Genomic DNA, 18,460 nt, shown 5'->3' on the forward strand with positions numbered 1-18,460 from the left:
ACGCTCGTCCAGGTGAATAGTTGCCGGAATGGCACAGGACACGTGGCGCAACTGGGCGGGGACCCACTCGTCGACACCGCACCGATTCGAAACTCCCCGATCGGTGGCCGAACTGAGCACGCTCGTCGCGAGCGCGACCGAACGAGGATTGCGCGTCAAGGCAGTGGGGGCGGGCCATTCGTTCACCGGAGTCGCCGTCACCGACGGCGTACTGGTCAGCCTCGACAACATCGCGGGGATCGAATCCGTACGCACCACTCCGGACGGACCGATCGCGACCGTGTGGGCGGGCACCCGCCTGCGGAGCCTCAACGAGCAGCTCTGGAACCGCGGACTCGCGATGATCAACCTCGGCGACATCGACGTGCAGTCGATCGCCGGCGCGCTCTCGACCGGAACCCACGGAACCGGAGCACGATTCGGTGGCCTCGCGACGCTGATCCGCGGACTGCAGATCGTCCTCGCGGACGGCTCGGTCGTCGACTGCTCCGACACCGAGAACCCCGACCTCTACCAGGCCGCGAAGATCAGCCTCGGCTCGATCGGCATCATCACCAAGCTCGATCTGGCGGTCCAGCCCAGGTACGCGATGCGGGCGGTCGAGGGCCCCGCGGCGCTCGACGAGACGCTCGAGGGTCTCGAACACGACCTCTCGACCGTCGACCACTTCGAGTTCTACTGGTTTCCGCACACCAATCGCGTTCTGACGAAGCGGAACACCCGACTTCCCGGGCACACGCCGCTGCAACCGGTGGGCCGCGTGCGCGGCTACATCGACGACGAACTGCTCTCCAACACGCTATTCGAGGGGATCAACCGGCTCACGGCAGCATTCCCGTCGACGATTCCGCAGATCAACCAGGTCTCGGCGCGCGCACTCTCGGCGCGGGAGTTCACCGACCGGAGCTACGAGGTGTTCGCGTCGCCCCGCCGGGTGCGGTTCAAGGAGATGGAGTACGCGGTGCCGCAGGAGGCGGTGAAGGACACCCTGCGCGAGATCTCGAGCTGGCTCGACCGCTCCGACTGCCGGATCGCGTTCCCGGTCGAGGTGCGCTTCGCGCCCGCCGACGACGTCTGGTTGTCGACCGCGAACGGCCGGGACAGCGCGTACATCGCGGTGCACCAGTACCACCGTCGCGATCACCGGGAGTACTTCGACGCGGTCGAGTCCATCGCACGCGCAGTGGACGGTCGCCCGCACTGGGGCAAGATGCACGGCCGCACGGCCGCCGACCTGCGCCCCACCTACACGCGGTTCGACGACTTCTGCGCCGTCCGCGACAAGTTCGATCCCGCTCGGACGTTCGACAACGAGTACCTCCGACAGGTTCTCGGCTGACACGAGAGCGGATCCGGCGGATCCGGTCGACACGTGGCTACTGTGAGCGCGTGCCGACCGGACCGAACCCGCCACGCCTCGACCGCCGTTCGTTCCTGCGAGTCGGTGCCCTCGGCACCGTGCTCGGTGGGGCCGCGCTGATCTCCGGGTGCGGCGACGACCCGCGGAATCCCGGTGTCCCGCCGCTCCCCGGCGGGAACGTCGTCGCCGACGACAAGGCGACGTGGCGGATCCAGGGCGATCCGCTTCTGCCCGCAACCCGTTCCGGGTCCGCCGACGGACTGAAGGTCGCGGTCACGGACCTCTTCGCACTGCAGGGGCAACGCGTCGGCGCGGGCAACCCGGTCTGGCTCGGTCAGGCATCCACGGAGACCACCACGGCGGACGCCGTGTCCCGGCTGCTGTCGGGCGGCGCGACCGTCGTCGGCATCACCCAGACCATCGACTTCGGGTTCGGCCACTCCGGCGTCAACGCCGCCTACGGGACTCCCCCCAATCCGGCCGCCGCGGGACGGGTTCCCGGCGGCGCGACGTCCGGCGCCGCGACCGCCGTCGCCCGCGGCACGGCGTCGGTCGGACTGGGCCCGGACACGACCGGTTCGGTGCGGATCCCCGCGTCCTATCAGGGCCTGTACGGTTTCGGCCCCACCCACGGTGCGGTACCCGTCGACGGCATGCTGCCGCTCTCCCGCTCGCTCGACAGCGTCGGATGGGTGTGCTCCGACGCGACGACCCTCGCCACGGTCGGCGACGTTCTGCTGCCACCGGCGCCGGACGCCGAGTTCGAGGCGGCGGTCACGTGCCCCGGACTGCTGGCCGTCGCCGACGACCGCGTCCAGTCGGCGATCCGCGACGCGCTGGCGCAGTGGAAGCGCTCCGGCCTGCCCGCCCTCACCGAGGAGGACCTCGACATCGCGGCCCTGCCCGATTGGTACGACGCGGTCGTGGCGGTACAGGGATACGAGGCGTGGCAGCAGCACGGCGGCTGGGTGTCGACGGCGACGGGAACGATCAGCGACGAGGCCCGCGCGAACTTCCTGGCGGCGTCGAAGGTTTCCGAATCGACGTACCAGCGTCGCCTGGAGGAGGTGCGGGCGGCGGGCCGGATCGTGCGCGACTTCCTCGGACCCCGGGTCCTGCTGTTGCCGACGACCGGATCGCAAGCCCCCTCGACCAAGGACGATCCCGGCAACATCCACCTCACCGCGCTGCTCCGCACCACGGGACTGCTGACGGCGGTGGCTTCGGTCGCCGGGTTGCCCACCGCGACGGTCCCGGTGAAGGGCGCCGACGGCATACCGGTGGGGCTGTCCGTCGTCGGGCCCGCCGGGCGGGACCGGGACGTGCTCGCCCTCGCCGAACAGGTGGCCCGGACCGGCGTCGCCGCACACCGCTGAGTGAGGTCACTCACACGCATTCGTTGCACATTCCTCTAACTGATTACACTCAATCCATTTCCATCGGAGAGAGTGAGGCGCCATGCGTGACGCAGTAATCGTCGAGGCAGTCCGTACCCCCATCGGCAAGCGGAAGGGATCGCTCGCCGACGTGCACGCGGTGGAGCTGTCCGCCCACGTGCTCCGCTCGATCGCGCAGCGCACCGGCATCGATCCGGCCGTCGTCGACGACGTCTACTGGGGCAACGTCAACAGCGTCGGCATGCAGACCGGCAACATCGGCCGCATGGCCGTCCTCGGCGCCGGCTGGCCCGAGTCGGTGCCGGGTCTGACCGTCGACCGCCAGTGCGGATCGTCGCAGCAGACCATCTCGATGGCCGCCGCGTCGGTCATCTCGGGCCAGGCCGACGTCATCGTCGCCGGCGGCGTCGAGATGATGACCGCGGTTCCGCTCGGCTCCTCGAACGTCCCGGGCACCGGCGATTCCGCCGGACCGGCGCGTGAGCGCTACGCCACGCAGCTCGAGGCCCCCGGCTTCAACGGCCGCTTCAACCAGGGCGTGGGCGCCGAGCTGATCGCGCAGCAGTGGAACATCTCCCGCGCGCAGCTCGACGAGTACTCGGTGGCCTCGCACGAGCGCGCCGCAGCCGCCCAGGACGCCGGCGCGTTCGACGCCGAGATCGCCCCGGTCACGCTCGCCGACGGCACGGTGTTCTCCGCCGACGAGGGCATCCGCCGCGGCTCGACCACCGAGAAGCTGGGCCAGCTGAAGTCGCCGTTCCTCGAGGGCGGCGTCATCACCGCCGGCAGCGCGTCGCAGATCTCCGACGGCGCCGCGGCAGTGCTGGTGATGACGTCCGAGAAGGCGAAGGCACTGGGCCTGACGCCGCTCGCCCGCATCCACACCGCCGTCGTCGCCGGCGACGACCCGGTCAAGATGCTCACCGGCCCGATCCCCGCGACCGCGCTGGCGCTGAAGAAGTCGGGCCTGTCGATCGACGACATCGACGCGTTCGAGGTCAACGAGGCGTTCGGCTCGGTGCCGCTGGCGTGGCAGCTCGAGACCGGCGCGTCGATGGAGAAGATGAACCCGCTCGGCGGCGCGATCGCCCTCGGCCACCCGCTCGGCGGCTCGGGCGCGCGCCTGGCCGCGACGCTGATCAACCACCTGCGGCGCACCGGTGGCCGCTACGGCCTGCAGACCATGTGCGAGGGCGGCGGCACCGCGAACGCCACCATCTACGAGCGCATCTGACCTCAGCAACCGCGCAGCGACGGAGGCGGCCGACCCAACCCGGGTCGGCCGCCTCCGCTGCGTCTCGGGCCCCGGACCCGGATCCCCGTCCCCACCGGCTGCTAGATTCCTATTCCATGGATCCCGGGAATATCGGATCAGCGGGCAAGGCCTCGGTCTTCGAATCGCTGGCGCGTGTGGTGAAGGCGATGGCGAACGGCCGCCGACTCGAGCTGATCGAGTTGCTCGCCCAGGGGGAACACTCGGTCGAGACCCTCGCCCGGATGTCCGGGATGGGCGTGACGACCGCGTCGGGTCACCTGCAGACGCTGAAGCAGTCGGGGCTGGTCGACACCCGGAGAGAGCGCACCACGATCTTCTACCGGCTCGCCGGTGACGACGTCGCCGAGCTCTTCCTGGCGGCCAAGCGGGTGGGACTGCGGCACTACCCCGATCTGCGCCAGACGCTGGTCGAGTACATGGAGCAGGCGGATGCGGGTCGGACCGCCCCGTCGATCGATCCGTCGGCCGTCACGGCGGAGATGACGGTCGTCGACGTACGTCCGCAGGAGGAGTTCGAGGCCGGCCACTTCCCCGGTGCGGTGTCGATACCACTGGCCGAACTCCCGGATCGGTATCGGGAGCTCCCGGCCGGCGCGGAGGTCGTCGTGTACTGCCGCGGCGAGTTCTGCAGCCTGGCACGCGAGGCGGCCCGGTGGCTGAGCGATCACGGCGTCGACGCGAAGGCGATGGACGAGGGCGTCGTCGAGTGGCGCGTGAGCAAGGAGGTCGACCTTGGTGTCGCGTAGTGACGCTCGCGTCCCGGAGGCGATCGCCCTCGACGACGCGGAGCGCCGACGGGTCCAGAAGCGCACCTTGACCGTTGTCGTCGTGAGCCAGATCCTCGGTGGCGCGGGCCTGGCCGCCGGCATCACGGTCGGCGCACTGCTGGCCCAGCAGATGCTCGGTTCGGACAGCCTGGCCGGCGCCCCGACCGCACTGTTCACGCTCGGGTCGGCGCTGGCCGCGTTCCTCGTCGGCCGGATCACGCAGTCGCGCGGTCGCCGGATCGGACTCGCGCTCGGGTTCGGCGCCGGCGGTGTCGGCGCGATCGGTGTGGTTCTCGCCGCGATGCTCGACAACGTGCCGCTGCTGTTCGTGTCGCTGTTCGTGTACGGCGCGGGCACGGCGACCAATCTGCAAGCACGTTATGCCGGAACGGATCTCGCTCCGGCCGCCCAGCGCGGCACCGCGATCAGCATCGCGATGGTCTCCACCACGCTCGGCGCGGTCGCGGGCCCCAACCTCGTCGAACCGCTCGGCGACCTGGCGATCAGCCTCGGCCTGCCCCCGCTGTCGGGTCCGTTCCTCCTCGCCGCGTTCGCGTATCTCGCCGCCGGCGCGGCCCTGTTCGCGCTCCTGCGCCCGGACCCGTTCCTCCTCGCACGCCGGATCGACCCCGGCGAATCGGTCGCCGACGCCCCCACCGGTGCCGCGCCGCGGCCGGGGCCGGGGGCCTACGTGGGCGCGGCGGTGATGGTGCTGACCCAGATCGCGATGGTCGCGATCATGACCATGACGCCCGTGCACATGCGCGCCCACCACCACGGACTCGGCGAGGTGGGGTTGGTGATCGGAATCCACGTCGGCTCGATGTATCTCCCCTCCCTGGTCACCGGCGTCCTCGTCGACAGGCTCGGACGTCTGCCGATGGCCGCCGCCTCGGGGGTCACGCTGCTGTTGGCCGGTGTCACCGCGGCGTTCGCACCCGGCGATTCGCTCGCGCTGCTCATCGTCGCCCTGGCGCTGCTCGGCCTCGGCTGGAACTTCGGGCTGATCGCCGGGACCGCCCTGGTCGTCGACGCCACCGTGCCCGAGAACCGTCCGCGCACCCAGGGCACGATCGACGTCCTGATCGCCCTCGCCGGCGCCGGCGGCGGTGCGGTCTCCGGGGTGGTGATGTCCGCGACCGACTACGCCACGCTGTCCCTCGGCGGTGGCGCGCTGGCCCTGCTCCTCATCCCGGTCCTGTTCTGGGCACGCCGCGATCGGAACGCACCGGTCTCGACCGCCTCGAGATGAGTCGGCCGGCGCTTCGAGGACTCCCCAGCTAGTGCCAGCGGCGCCGACCACCGACCGCGCGCCAGCGCGAGCCGATCAGCGCGAGGACCACGCCGACGACCAGCAGAGCGATTCCGACGGCCCAGACGACGGAGGTCCCGGCGGGAAATCCGAGAAGCAACAAGATCAAGCCGAGCACGATCACCACTACGCGCCACTTCCGAACTCTCGACCGGGAGACGAGCACGTCGTGGCCGGCCCAACGAGTAGCTCACCCCACCTGCATTCCCCTGGCGGCGGCCGCGCAACCCTCGCACCCTGCCGCCTTCAGGCAAATAATCGTCGAGGTCGGCTATCATCGCCGTATGACGATTGATGGTGTCGGGGGTTGCCTCTCGGCGGATACCGGGTCGACGTCGGCCCTCGATTCCGCGGTGGCGTTGTTCCACAGCCTCTCCGACGGAACACGGTTGGCGATCGTGCGTCGCCTCGCCCGGGGGGAGGCACGGGTCGCGGATCTCGTCGGCGAGCTCGGGTTGGCGCAGTCGACTGTGTCGGCACACGTGGCGTGTCTGCGGGACTGCAAGCTCGTCGAGGGGCGCCCGCAGGGCCGGCAGGTGTTCTATTCGCTGGCCAGGCCGGAGCTGCTCGATCTGCTCGCGGCGGCCGAGACGGTTCTGGCGGCGACGGGTTCCGCGGTCGCGTTGTGCCCGAACTACGGCACCGAGTCGACGGCGGGGGTGACGGAATGAGCGACGCGTGCGGCTGCGGCCACGACGAGCCCACCGAGGAAGGCGAGGAGCGGGAACCGGGAAAGCTCTGGCAGGTCACCGAGATCCGGGCGGCCGCCGTCGCCGGAGTGCTGCTGCTCGCCGGGCTGATCGTCAACCTGTCCGACGGTCCGCAGGTGGCGCGGACGCTGCTCGAGGCCGGGGCGCTGATGGTCGCCGGCTACACGTTCGTCCCGTCCACCCTCACCCGCTTGGTGAAGGGGAAGGTCGGGGTCGGCACCCTGATGACGATCGCGGCCGTCGGTGCGGTGGTGCTCGGGGAGGTCGGGGAGGCGGCGATGCTCGCCTTCCTGTTCGCGATCAGCGAGGGCCTGGAGGAGTACGCGGTCTCCCGCACCCGCCACGGCCTGCGGGCACTGCTGTCGCTGGTCCCGGAAACCGCGACGGTGATCCGCGACGGCGCCGAGAAGGGCGTGCCCCCGGCCGAGCTGCGGCTCGGCGAGATCATGATCGTCAAACCGGGAGAACGGATCGCCACCGACGGCATCATCCGCAGCGGCCGCACCGCCCTGGACACGTCGGCGATCACCGGCGAGTCGGTGCCGGTCGAGGTCGGCCCCGGCAACGAGGTGTTCGCCGGATCCATCAACGGCACCGGCGTCCTCGAGGTCGAGGTCACCGTGTCCGCGGACGACAACTCGCTCGCGAAGATCGTGCGGATCGTCGAGGCCGAGCAGACCCGCAAGGGTGAGGCCCAGCGGCTCGCCGACAAGATCGCCAAACCACTCGTCCCTGCGATCATGGTGGCCGCCCCCGTCATCGCCGTGGCCGGCAGCCTGCTCGGCGACCCGCGGACCTGGATCGAACGCGCACTGGTCGTGCTGGTCGCCGCCTCGCCGTGCGCGCTCGCGATCGCCGTCCCTGTCACCGTGGTCGCCGCGATCGGCGCCGCCAGCAAGCTCGGCGTCCTGGTCAAGGGAGGCGCCGCTCTCGAAGCTCTCGGCAAGATCCGCGGCATCGCCCTGGACAAGACCGGCACCCTCACCCGCAACCGGCCCACCGTCATCGACGTCGCGACGGCAGACGGAGCCACCCGCGACGAGGTCCTCGCGATCGCCGCGGCACTCGAGTCACGCAGCGAGCATCCCCTCGCCCGGGCGATCCTCGACGCTGTCGACGACGTCGCTCCGGCCGAGAACGTCGAGGCCGTCACCGGAGCAGGCCTGACAGGACAGCTGGATGGGGCGCAGCTGCGACTCGGCCGGCCGGGATGGATTGCCTCCGGCCCGCTGGCTGCCGACGTCGAGCGCATGCAGCGCGCCGGAGCCACCGCCGTCCTCATCGAGCGCGACGGCCGCGCCGTCGGCGCGATCGCGGTCCGCGACGAACTGCGGCCCGAGGCCGTCGAGGTGGTGTCGCAGCTGCGGCGCGATGGTTACCACGTCGCGATGCTCACCGGCGACAACGAACGCACCGCCCGCGCCCTGGCCGCCGATGTCGGGATCGAGGACGTTCACGCCGACCTGCGGCCCGAGGACAAGGCCCGCATCATCGGCCGGCTCGGTCAACAGCGGTCGATGGCCATGGTCGGCGACGGCGTCAACGACGCCCCTGCTCTGGCCACCGCGGACCTCGGAATCGCGATGGGTGCGATGGGAACCGACGTCGCCATCGAAACAGCAGACGTCGCCCTCATGGGTGAGGACCTCCGCCACCTGCCGCAGGCCCTGACCCATGCCCGACGCTCGTGGCAGATCATGCTGCAGAACGTCGGCCTCTCGCTGGTCGTCATCACCGCACTCGTGCCGCTGGCTTTGTTCGGTGTCCTCGGCCTGGCGGCGGTGGTCCTGGTCCACGAAGTCGCCGAGATCGTCATCATCGCCAACGGTGTCCGTGCGGGACGCGTCCGGCCCCTGATCACCCCGGCGCCGGCAACCCCGGCGACCGCTCCGCTCGCAGGGGCCCATCCGTGACCAGCATCTCGGCGGCCGCGTCCGCGATCGACGCGAACCGACCTACATGCGAAGCAGTTCCGCCTTGCGAGCCGGGGACGCGAACGACGCCTCGATCGAGTTGCGCGCGAGCAGGTCCACCTCGCTGTCGGTGAGGGCCAGCCGATCCCGCAGTTGTGCGAAGTTCTCACCGAGGTCACCGCCGAAGTACGCCGGGTCGTCGGAATTGACGGTCACTCGCAGTCCGGCGCGCAGCATCGTCCGCAGCGGGTGCTCGTCCATCGAATCCACCACGCGCAGACGAACGTTCGACAGCGGGCACACCGTCAGCGGAATCTCCTCGTCCACCAGACGGTCCACCAGCGCCGGGTCCTCGAGGCACCGGACGCCGTGGTCGATCCGCTCGGCACCGAGGAGGTCGAGAGCCTGCCAGATGTATTCGGGCGGCCCCTCCTCGCCGGCATGCGCGACGACGTGCAGCCCCTCCGCACGGGCCCGCGCGAACACGTCCTCGAACAGCGTCGGCGGGTACCCCACCTCCGCCGAATCGAGCCCGACGCCGATGATCGGCGCCTGCAGCCGCAGTATCTCCGCGAGCACCTCCTCCGCGTCGTGCACCGGCTCGTCCCGGAGGAACGAGGCGATCAGTCCGCTGCTCACGTCGAACTCGCGCTCGCTGGCCGCGAGCGCGTCGAGGATGCCGTCGAGCACCACCTGCAGCGGCACGCCCCGCGAGACGTGCGCCTGCGGATCGAAGAAGATCTCGGCGTGCCGCACCCCCGCGGCCGCGGCCCGTCGGAGGTAGTCGCGGGTGAGGTCGGCGAAGTCCTCCTCGGTCCGGAGCACCGCCATGTTCGCGTAGTACAGGTCGAGGAACGACTGCAGATCGGTGAACTCGTAACGGGATTCGAGGTCCGCGAGACCGCTGTACGGAAGGTGCATCCGGTTGCGTTCGGCCAGCGCGAAGATCAGCTCCGGTCCGAGCGCACCCTCGATGTGCATGTGCAGCTCCGCAAACGGTGTCGCGGTCATGTCGTCAGCGTCCCTTCCATACCGGCGCACGCTTCTCCGCGAACGCGGTCGCGCCCTCGCGCGCATCCTCCGAACCGAACACCGGTCCGATTATCTCGAGCTGACGAGCGAAGGCCTCGTCGTCGGCCCATTGCCCGGACTGGACGATAACCTCTTTGGTCTTCGCGACCGCGAGCGGCCCGTTGGCCGTGATGCGCTCGGCCAGCGCGAGCGCACCGGCGAGCGCCCCGCCCGGCTCGGTGAGCGTGTTGACGAACCCGTACGCCGCGGCCTCTTCCGCCGTGAACGAGTCGCCGGTCAGGGCGTACTCCATCGCCTTCTGGTACGGGATCCGACGGGGCAGCCTCAGCAGGCCGCCCGCACCGGCCGCGAGGCCGCGCTTGACCTCGGGGATCCCGAACCTCGCCTCTCTCGACGCCACGACCAGGTCCGTGGCGAGGACGAGTTCGGTGCCACCGGCGAGGGCGTAGCCTTCGACCGCCGCGATGATCGGCTTGCGCGGCGGCGCCTCCGTGAACCCCAGCCCCTTGCCGGGCACCACGACGTTCTCCCCCGCCACGAACGCTTTGAGGTCCATTCCCGCGCAGAAGTTCCCGCCGGCCCCGGTGAGGACCGCGAGGGACAGCCCGGCGTCGTCGTCCAACTCGTCGACGGCGGCGGCGAGCCCGCGGCTCACCGCACCGTTGATCGCGTTGCGCGCCTCCGGGCGGTTGATCGTGATCACCAGCACGCGGTCACGCCGTTCGAGAAGAACCTCAGCAGACATCGACACGTCCCTTCGTCGTGGAACAGGCATCCTCGAGCCACGAACGGACCGACCGTCGGTCGACTCGCCCGGTGGCACCCCGCGGCAACACCGCCGCGCTGGCGCACAGCCGTCGAGGCAGACGGTGCCCGAGTGGTGCGTCGAGGAAATCACGGACCGCGTCGAGCCGCAGCTCGGTGCCCGGTTCCGGCACGACGACCACGCCGAGATCGGGCCCGCGCGGCGTCATCACCCCGACCACGACCGCCTCCTCCACACCCGGACAGTCGAGCAGCGCATCCTCGATCTCCCGGCTGTAGACGACGCCGCGGGGTATCTCGACCGCGTCGGCGGCGCGGCCGACGAATCGGAAGTCCCCGTTCGGATCGATCCGTACGACGTCCCCGGTGTGGAGCCAGCCACCGGCGGTGGTGCGGGCGGTTCCCTCGGGATCGCCCCAGTACCCGCGCATCACGCTCGGCCCGCGGCACCACAGCTCCCCCACCCCCGCATCGACCTCGGGACCGGAGACGGCGAACTCCATCCCGCCGTGCGGTCGTTCGAGTCGACCCGACGTCGGGGCCGTCCGCAGGACCATGCCGGCGCCCCCGGTCTCGGTCATTCCCCAGCCCGAGACGATCTCGGCGGCCGGGAACCGTCGGTGCAGCCGGGCCGACGTCGCCGCCGAGACCAGTTCGTCGTCGAGCGCGAGGGACCGCAACGATCCGGAGCCGACGCCCGACGCGCGGGCCAGGTCGCGGCACAACCGCCCGGGAGCCGAAAGCCGTTCGACGCCTTCGACATCGATCGCGTGCTGGAGTCCGTCGGCGTCGAACTCGGCCGCGAGGACCACGGTGCCGCCGGACACCAGCGTGGGCAGCAACTGCAGCACGCACGCCGCCGCGGAGCTCAGCGGCAGCGCGACGGCGTGCCGGACGCCGCCCGGGTCGGCACCCCAGGACCGGACGACCGCCTCGATCGTGGAGAGCACGTTCTCGTGACAGAGTTCGACGCCCTTGGGTGGCCCCGTGGTGCCGCCGGTGTAGAAGAGGAGGGCCGAATCGCCCAGTGCCGCACCGTCGTCGATGAACGGCGTCCCCGTGGGCAGCTCGCCGTCCAGTACGGAGTCGCTGCCGCTGTCCGCCACGATGTGCCGCACCATCGCATCCGGGTACCCGGGGTGGACCGGTACCGGCACGCCGCCCGCGAGCAACACGCCGAGGAACGCCTGCACCCACCGCGCCCCGTTCGGGAGTCGGATCGCGACCCGGTCGCCGATGTCGACGCCCCGATCGAGCAGGCCCCCCGCGACCCGGGACGCCGACGTCCACAGCTGTGCGTACGTCAGTCGCGCACCGGTGACGGTGTCGACGACCGCCTCGCACCCCGCGTAGCGGTGCGCCGCGACGTCGAGGAGTTCGGTGAGGCACGACGTCAGACCGGAGTAGTGCAGCAGCCCGTCGGCGCAGCGCACCATCCGATCGTCGCGGGATCGATCGATCGGGACGGAGCACTCGAGCAGCGACGCCATAGCCACCTCCACCGAGTCGGTTTGGCCCCGACTATATGACCCCCGTCACACCGGCGCGGGACGAACCGCGCGGTCCGCGCGCCGTCACTTCCCGGTGTACGTCGCGTGGCCTGGTCCGACGTCCAGGAAGGAACGCACCGCGCCCCGCAGGTCGTCGGTGCCGAACAGCGCGCCCGACACCCGCGGGGTGACCGAGTCCGCGTGCGCGACACCGCCCGACCGCCACGCCTCGACGATCTGCTTGGTCGCCGCGTGCGCCCGCGTCGGCCCGTCCGCGAGTTTCGCGACGAGAGCCCGTGCGTCGGCGTCGACATCCTCGGACACGTAGTTGACGACGCCCCAGTCGCGCAGGGTCGCGGCGTCGTACAGATCCGCGGTCATCACCAGTTCGCGAGCCCGGCCGGAACCCGCTCGTTCCGCGAGGCGCTGCGGGCCGCCCATCGAGGGCGTCAGCCCGACGACGGTTTCGACGAGGCCGAACCGGGCCTTCGGCGCTGCGACGACGAGGTCGCACGCGAGCGCGATCTCGAACGCCGCGGTGAGCGTCAGCCCGTGGGCCGCGAACACGACCGGACACGGCAGCGCCTCGAGCGGGTGGCAGATCCGCGCGAACAACGACTCCCACAGCGCGGCCCCCTGGTCGGGCGTCAGGCCGTCGAACACGTGGACGTCGACCCCGCCGGAGACGACCTTGCCCTCGGCTCGCACCAGGACCGCGCGCGGCGGTCGTGCGGTCAGGGCGGCGACGTCGGCGGTGACGGCGTCGAACATGGCCTGATCGAAGAGGTTCAACGGTCCGTGCGCGAGCGTGAGGATCGCGATCTCGGCGCCGGCGCCGGTGGTCGAGCGTTCGAGCCGGGTCGGCCCCGAGGGCATGGAGGATTCTGCTGCCATGGCGACAGCGTGCCACAACCTGCTCCGGACCGGACGGCACCACGGCGGGCCCTAAGTTACCCGTGAGTATGCTCGCTCGCGACGAGTGAATCCCCACCGGAGGTAGGCATGAAGCGCACCCTGTACGGCCCCGATCACGAAGCGTTCCGCGAATCCGCCCGCGAGTTCGTGAACCGCTTCGTGATGCCGCACCAGGAGAAGATGATCGAGCAGCGGTACATCGACCGGGAGGTGTGGCTCGAGGCGGGACGCAACGGCTTCCTCGGCCTCGAGGTGCCCGAACAGTACGGCGGCAGCGACGCCGGCGACTACCGCTTCAACGCGGTCCTCGGCGAGGAACTCGCCCGCGCGAGCGCCTCGTTCAGCTCGTGCCTGGGCATCCACTACGACATCGTCGCGCCGTACCTGGTGAAACTGACCACCGACGAGCAGAAGGAGCGGTGGCTGCCCAAGTTCTGCAGCGGCGAGATGGTCACCGCGATCGGCATGACGGAACCGTCCGGCGGCTCCGACCTCGCGGCGCTCAAGACCACCGCGGTGCGCGACGGCGACGACTGGATGATCAACGGCTCGAAGACCTTCATCACCAACGGCTACAGCGCCGACCTGGTGATCGTCGCGACCCGCACGAGCCCGGAGAAGAAGGCCCGCGGCATCACGCTGTTCGCGGTCGAGGCCGGCACCGAGGGCTTCGAGCGGGGCCGCAAGCTCGACAAGGTCGGCCAGCCCGAGTCCGACACCGCCGAGCTGTTCTTCGACAACGTCCGGGTGCCGAGCAGCAACATGATCGGCGAGCTCGACGGCGGCTTCATCCACATGATGCAGCTGTTGCCGCAGGAGCGGATCGGCGCCGCCGTCGCGAACCTCGCGCATGCCCGGCCGATCCTCGAGGAGACCATCGAGTACGCCAAGGAGCGCAAGGCGTTCGGGCAGCCGATCGGGCAGATGCAGTGGAACAAGTTCCTCATCGCGGAGCTGGTCACCAAGCTCGAGGTCGCGCAGGCGTACGTCGACAGCTGCGTCGCCGCGCACGACACCGGCGAGCTGACCGCGGTCGACGCCGCGAAGGCCAAGTGGTGGAGCGCGCAGGTCCAGAACGAGATCCTGGACCACTGCGTCCAGCTGCACGGCGGCTACGGCTTAATGAAGGAGTACCGCGCGGCCCGCGCCTGGATGGACGCGCGCGTGACCAAGATCTGGGCCGGCTCCAACGAGATCATGAAGGAACTCATCGGCCGCGACCTGGGGCTGTAGCGGTCAGGCGGCGTGGGCGGTCGCCGAGCCGAGGATCTCGCCGACCGCCCGGCCGAACGCGTCGGGGTCGCCGATCAGCCAACCGTGGCAGCCGCCGACGCGGTGCACGCGCGGGTCGCGCAGTGCGCGGCGCAGGGACTCGAAGCTCGCGTACGGGATGAAGGTGTCGCCGCGACTCCACAGCAGCGTGGTCGACACGCCCCGCTCGGCGATCCGTGTCGCCTCGACCCGCAGGTCCGCCGTCCGGGCCAGCTCGCCGATCCGCCACAGCCCGGCCGGATCGCGGACGACGTTGCGCAGCGCGTCGCCGGCGATCGACGCGATCGCGGACACCGGGGTACCGGTCAGGACCGCGTCGACGGCGGCCGACGCGCCCCACCGCCACAGCGGCCGGTGCCGGATGTCGAGCACCGCCCCGTTCGGCGCCCAGGCCCCGCCGCCGACGGAATTGACGAGCACCAGCTCCGACACCCGCTCGCCCAGGTCGTGGGCCGACGCGATCGCCACCCCGCCGCCGAACGAATGACCGACGACGGTGACCGGCTCGTCGATCCCGAGGGTGTCGAGGAACCTGCCCACGAACTGCGCGTATCCGCCGAACCCGTGTCTCCGCGCCGACAGGGCGCCGGTGCCTCCGAAGCCCGGCAGCGCCGGCGCGTAGACACGCACGCCGGTGGCGGCGAGGCGCCCGATCGCCCCCGCGTAGGTGCGGTGGGTGAGACCGAAGCCGTGCAGGAACACCACCGGACGGCCCCGTCCGGCCACCCCGTACGGAACCGCCTGTCCGTCGACGTCGAGCTCCCGCCACGACGGTCCGATCTTCGACCGCGGATCGGCGTCGATCGTCGGGTGGAACTGCGGCTGGCGGCGCATCGGGTACCTCGTCTCGTGCAGTCGGTGCTGGCCGACGTCAGCCTGGCTGCATGCCCGGATCCGCGGGACGGTAGATCTACCCGGTTCGTATACGTGTTTTGTGCCGCAAAACCGCCCAGGTGGTTCGCTCTCGGGATGTCCGCCCAGGTCAGGATGTCGGTTCGCGGCGTTGTTCGACGACCCACGCTGCGATCTGCGCGCGCGATCCGTACCCCAGCTTGGCGAGCACCCGCTCGACGTGCCCCTCCGCCGTCCGCTGCGAGATCACGAGTGTCTCGGCGATCTCCCGATTGGTGAGTCCACGCGCGACCAGGTCGGCAACCTGACGCTCGCGGCGGGTGAGGGCCGGCGTGTCGGCCGACGGCGTCACGATCCGCATCGGCGCGGTCGGTGCCTCCATGTCGGCCCGCGACAGGCCGAGGGCGTCCCTCCGGCCGAGCGCATAGTCGACCGCGTCCGCCAGGGTCAGTTCGGCGCCCTTCGCCAAGGCCGCCTCGAACGCGCGGTCGCCGAGAATCCGGCGGCACTGCCTGCGGCATTCCTCGTGCCACGCCAGCATCGTCGGGATCAGAACGGGCGGTACGCCCATCGCCTGCCGGAGCGCCTCCGCCGCACCGGACAGGACCGCGGCCCGCTCCCCCTGCCGAGCAGCGGCCGCACCCCACGCCACCGCCTCGAGACAACCCGCGCCCGCGTAGTGGTCGTCCACCAATCGGGTCAGTGGCAGAGCCTCGGTGAGCAGCGCAGAGGCCCGATCCCGAGCGCCCTGCCTCCACAACGAGAGCGCCAGCAGGTAACTCGACCGGGCCCGGTATTCGCACTCGCCGCGCGCCCGGGTGATCGCGAGGACCTCCTCGTGGCAGGCCTGGGCGAGTGCTACGTCACCCGTCGTCCCACCGACGAGACCGAGAGCCTGAAGCGCCCAGATCAATCGATGGGGATCGGCAAGCTCCCGGAGCGGCGGCACCGCCCGCTCGAGAAGCGCGAGCGCAGCCCCCAAGTCACCCCGGTAGAGCGCCTGCCGGCCGGCGGACTGGGCGACCATCGCGTCGACGGCCGGATCGCCGATGACCGCCGAGAGCCGCGCCGCCCGTCCGACGAGTTCGGCCCCGTCCGCGAAGTCCTGCTGCGTCGCCGCGAGATGGCTGGCGACGCACAGCGCGGTGACGCGCACCGGTTCGGGCTGCTCGTCGGACACCGCCAGCACGCGGGCGAGCCAGCGCCGAGCCTCGCCGAACATTCCCTGACAGAACCAGAACGGGAACAGGGCGCTCGCCATCCGTACCCCCCGCGCGCCTTCGCCCGACTCGCGCACACAGAACTTCAGCGCGTCGCGCAGGTTCGCCGTCTCCCGGGTGAGCCGCGCGATCAGCTCGACCTGGTGAGGACCTATCCACTCCGCGTCGGCACGTTCGGCGAGCCCGAGGTACCAGTCCCGGTGTCGACGCCGGCACTCCGTGCGCTCGCCCATCTCGTCGAGCTTCTCCAGGCCGTAGTCGCGCAGGGTCTCGAGCATCCCGTATCGGACGGCCGCGCCGGATTCCTCGACGGCGAGGATCGATTTGTCGACCAACGACGCCACCAGGTCCAGCACCATGCCCGTTCCGGCCGCGTGCGCGCAGATGCCTTCGACGGCGTCGAGCTCGAACCCGCCCGAGAACACGCACAGCCGGCTCCACAACCGGCGCTCCTCCGGGGTACACAGTTCGTAGCTCCAGTCGACACTCAGACGCAGTGTCTGTTGACGGGAAGGTGCGACCCTACTGCCGGTGGTGAGCAACCGGAAACGATCGGTGAGTCGCTGCAGGATCTGCTCCACCGACAGCGCCCGCATGCGCGCAGCCGCCAGCTCGATCGGCAGCGGCAGTCCGTCGAGCCGGTGGCAGATCTGGGCGATCGTCTTCCGATTGTCCTCGGTGGCAACGAAATCCGGAACAGCGGCGCGGGCGCGCTCGACGAACAACGTCACCGATTCGTATCGCGGCAGCGCCTCCAGACTGGGCGACGACGTCGGATCCGGGACGGGTAGCGGCTGGACCAGGAACAGCGCCTCGCCACCGACGCCGAGCGGCTCACGGCTCGTCGCGAGGACACGCAGCCCCGGGCATTCGCGCAGCAGCTCGTCGACGAGCTTCGCGGCCGCATCCACCAGGTGCTCACAGTTGTCGAGGACCAACAGCAGGTCTCGACCGGCGAGATGCTCGATCAGCAGGTCCGTCGGCGAACGGCTCGCCATGTCGTGCAACCCGAACACCGCGGCGACCGTGTCCGGAACCAGGTCCGGCTCGTGCACCTCCGCCAACTCCACGAGCCACGCCCCGTCCGGGAAGTCGCGGTGCACGCTTCCGGCGACCTCCAGCGCGAGCCGCGTCTTGCCGACTCCGCCGATGCCGGTCAACGTCACCAATCGGGATTCGGAAAGCAATCGCTTGGCCGCCTGGACCTCGCGGCGGCGTCCCACGAACGTCGTCAGCGCGGAGGGAAGATTTCCGACCTTGCTCCGTGTGGTGGGTGACATGGACCGCCCCACTCCCTCGAGCCCCTGCTGCTTCGACGGTACCCCCGACCGGGCGGGTCGACGCTCGGCGAACGGATCCGGTCGGCGTCACGGCCTGGGGGCGGCACTACCGTTGACGACGTGGACGGCCATCAGATCGACATCATCCGGCTCGCGTGGGCGCGCGAGCTCGGTCTCACCGACCGCGCCCTCGACGACTCCGGGGTCCGCCACGTCCGGGTGGACGACTCGGACGACCGGATTCGCTTCGTGACGATCGCCGGCGCCGGCGCCCTGGTCGGTCCCGGATGGGCGGTGGAACGCGCACAGTCGCACTCCGACGAGGAACTCGCCCGGTCCGGGGGCCTGCTCGCGCTCGCGAAGGACCACTCCGGCCGCAGCTCCGGGCCCGTCGAGCTGGGCTGGGCCGCCGACTTCGGGAAGGGCATCGCCGTCGAGGAGCCGCTGGTCTCGCACGAGTTCGAACACGTCCTCGAACTCCAGACGGTGTGCCCGCCCGACGACGTCGCCGAGGCCGGTCTGAGCGACAAGGCCAACTGGTTCACCGTCGTCGACGACGCCCACCGTCCGCTCGCGTCCGCCGGGTACGCGGAGTGGCAGGGGATCATCGCGGACATGGGCGCGCTCACCGCGCCGTCCGCCCGGCGACGCGGGTTCGGGGCCACCGCAACCCGACTCGCCACGAACGACGCTCTCGACGCAGGACTGATCCCGCAGTGGCGTGCCCACCGGGACAACGTCGCGTCCCGTCGGCTGGCAGCCGGCCTCGGATACGAGGAACTCGGAACGTACGTGTCGATCGCGGTGGCGCCCAGTACCGTGTGAGAGGGGGCGACACACGGAGCTGATGAGCGATGAGTGACGACGGCACGGAACGCACCACCGACAGCGACGACGGT

The 18,460-nt window shown here is 70.7% G+C and carries 16 protein-coding genes; 9 read left to right on the top strand and 7 right to left on the bottom strand.

Annotation, left to right across the window (positions count from 1 at the left end):
* Positions 1-28 precede the first annotated feature (28 nt).
* The 5 genes from ABI214_RS05670 to ABI214_RS05690 all read left to right on the top strand — a co-directional run bounded on the left by ABI214_RS05670 (position 29) and on the right by ABI214_RS05690 (position 6,052).
* Complete coding sequence (locus tag ABI214_RS05670; protein ID WP_348607061.1) at positions 29-1,339, top strand: D-arabinono-1,4-lactone oxidase; 1,311 nt, start codon at positions 29-31, stop codon at positions 1,337-1,339.
* Positions 1,340-1,389: 50 nt separating this feature from the next.
* Entirely contained in the window at positions 1,390-2,736 is a 1,347-nt protein-coding gene (locus ABI214_RS05675) for an amidase family protein (RefSeq protein ID WP_348607063.1), read from the top strand.
* A gap of 82 nt (positions 2,737-2,818) precedes the next feature.
* Positions 2,819-3,991 carry a thiolase family protein gene (locus tag ABI214_RS05680; protein WP_348607066.1) on the top strand — a complete coding sequence of 391 codons (1,173 nt, stop codon included), beginning with the start codon at positions 2,819-2,821 and terminating at the stop codon, positions 3,989-3,991.
* 116 nt (positions 3,992-4,107) lie between these two features.
* Entirely contained in the window at positions 4,108-4,779 is a 672-nt protein-coding gene (locus ABI214_RS05685) for an ArsR/SmtB family transcription factor (protein WP_348607069.1), read from the top strand.
* A complete protein-coding gene (locus tag ABI214_RS05690) occupies positions 4,769-6,052 on the top strand; it encodes an MFS transporter (RefSeq protein ID WP_348607072.1) in 1,284 nt (427 codons plus the stop codon). Before ABI214_RS05685 ends, ABI214_RS05690 begins: the two co-directional genes overlap by 11 nt.
* A 28-nt stretch (positions 6,053-6,080) precedes the next feature.
* Here ABI214_RS05690 and ABI214_RS05695 read toward each other — a convergent pair whose 3' ends face one another.
* Positions 6,081-6,221 (bottom strand): hypothetical protein, encoded by a 141-nt coding sequence (locus tag ABI214_RS05695; RefSeq protein ID WP_348612091.1) that lies wholly within the window; start codon positions 6,219-6,221, stop codon positions 6,081-6,083.
* A 175-nt stretch (positions 6,222-6,396) separates the two neighbouring features.
* Here ABI214_RS05695 and ABI214_RS05700 point away from each other — a divergent pair, with 175 nt between their 5' ends.
* Positions 6,397-6,783 carry an ArsR/SmtB family transcription factor gene (locus ABI214_RS05700; protein WP_348607075.1) on the top strand — a complete coding sequence of 129 codons (387 nt, stop codon included), beginning with the start codon at positions 6,397-6,399 and terminating at the stop codon, positions 6,781-6,783.
* Complete coding sequence (locus tag ABI214_RS05705; protein WP_348607078.1) at positions 6,780-8,735, top strand: heavy metal translocating P-type ATPase; 1,956 nt, start codon at positions 6,780-6,782, stop codon at positions 8,733-8,735. The genes ABI214_RS05700 and ABI214_RS05705 overlap by 4 nt, the downstream gene beginning before the upstream one ends.
* A 42-nt stretch (positions 8,736-8,777) precedes the next feature.
* Here the strand turns inward: ABI214_RS05705 and ABI214_RS05710 are convergent, their stop codons facing one another.
* From ABI214_RS05710 to ABI214_RS05725, 4 genes are all read right to left on the bottom strand, one after another.
* Positions 8,778-9,746: an adenosine deaminase gene (locus ABI214_RS05710; protein ID WP_348607081.1), complete on the bottom strand. Its 969-nt coding sequence runs from the start codon at positions 9,744-9,746 to the stop codon at positions 8,778-8,780.
* 4 nt (positions 9,747-9,750) lie between these two features.
* Positions 9,751-10,512: a crotonase/enoyl-CoA hydratase family protein gene (locus ABI214_RS05715; protein ID WP_348607084.1), complete on the bottom strand. Its 762-nt coding sequence runs from the start codon at positions 10,510-10,512 to the stop codon at positions 9,751-9,753.
* Entirely contained in the window at positions 10,502-12,022 is a 1,521-nt protein-coding gene (locus tag ABI214_RS05720; RefSeq protein WP_348607087.1) for a class I adenylate-forming enzyme family protein, read from the bottom strand. Before ABI214_RS05720 ends, ABI214_RS05715 begins: the two co-directional genes overlap by 11 nt.
* Before the next feature lie 84 nt (positions 12,023-12,106).
* On the bottom strand, positions 12,107-12,916 hold the full coding sequence (locus tag ABI214_RS05725; protein WP_348607090.1) for an enoyl-CoA hydratase/isomerase family protein: 810 nt from the start codon (positions 12,914-12,916) through the stop codon (positions 12,107-12,109).
* A 108-nt stretch (positions 12,917-13,024) separates the two neighbouring features.
* On the opposite strand from ABI214_RS05725, the gene ABI214_RS05730 reads away from it, so the two are divergent.
* Positions 13,025-14,170: an acyl-CoA dehydrogenase family protein gene (locus ABI214_RS05730; protein ID WP_348607092.1), complete on the top strand. Its 1,146-nt coding sequence runs from the start codon at positions 13,025-13,027 to the stop codon at positions 14,168-14,170.
* A 3-nt stretch (positions 14,171-14,173) separates the two neighbouring features.
* On the opposite strand, the gene ABI214_RS05735 is transcribed toward ABI214_RS05730, so the two are convergent.
* Complete coding sequence (locus ABI214_RS05735) at positions 14,174-15,043, bottom strand: alpha/beta fold hydrolase (protein WP_348607094.1); 870 nt, start codon at positions 15,041-15,043, stop codon at positions 14,174-14,176.
* Positions 15,044-15,191: 148 nt separating this feature from the next.
* Positions 15,192-17,561 carry an ATP-binding protein gene (locus ABI214_RS05740; RefSeq protein WP_348607097.1) on the bottom strand — a complete coding sequence of 790 codons (2,370 nt, stop codon included), beginning with the start codon at positions 17,559-17,561 and terminating at the stop codon, positions 15,192-15,194.
* Between the two features lie 120 nt (positions 17,562-17,681).
* Between ABI214_RS05740 and ABI214_RS05745 the strand changes: the two genes are divergently transcribed.
* Positions 17,682-18,386 carry a GNAT family N-acetyltransferase gene (locus tag ABI214_RS05745; protein WP_348607100.1) on the top strand — a complete coding sequence of 235 codons (705 nt, stop codon included), beginning with the start codon at positions 17,682-17,684 and terminating at the stop codon, positions 18,384-18,386.
* Positions 18,387-18,460 lie beyond the last annotated feature (74 nt).

This window comes from Prescottella soli (assembly GCF_040024445.1).
GTDB lineage: Bacteria > Actinomycetota > Actinomycetes > Mycobacteriales > Mycobacteriaceae > Prescottella > Prescottella soli.